Source organism: uncultured Shewanella sp., assembly GCF_947495455.1.
Taxonomy (GTDB): domain Bacteria; phylum Pseudomonadota; class Gammaproteobacteria; order Enterobacterales; family Shewanellaceae; genus Shewanella.
In genome coordinates this window covers 1-428 of the sequence record NZ_CANLZC010000269.1, presented here as the reverse complement: position 1 = coordinate 428, position 428 = coordinate 1, and the positions used below count along the sequence as shown (strand labels likewise).

The window sequence follows — 428 nt, the reverse complement described above, 5'->3', positions numbered from 1 at the left end:
CGCCAGAAAAAGATAGCTGGCACGGCATTAAAGCCTATGCCAATTCAACAGTAACATTACGTCATACTCAAATCAGCCATGCGGCCAATGGACTCTATGTCTATCTAATTGACCCTAATGGCTACGCTGCGACTATCAATGTTACTCATAGCCACTTTAGCCATAACGTTAATGGCATTCAGCTAGGTGATATAAGAGATCATTCTGACTCTAGATATAAGGCATTTACCCCTGTTATTCAATTCAGTGACTTTATCGATAACGACATCAATATTCACACCGTAGACACTAACAGCTACCGTAATACTATAGTTGATGCCCGCTATAACTGGTGGAACACAACCGATTTTTCTGAAATCAGCGCAAAAATTACTGGTAATATGTCAGTCAACTATGGCCAATATCGCTTATCCGATGATGTGGCCGAT

The 428-nt window shown here is 40.9% G+C and carries 1 protein-coding gene; it reads left to right on the top strand.

Annotation, left to right across the window (positions count from 1 at the left end):
- Positions 1-428: hypothetical protein (locus Q0791_RS25080; RefSeq protein WP_299011972.1), on the top strand; the 428-nt coding region annotated here is incomplete at both ends.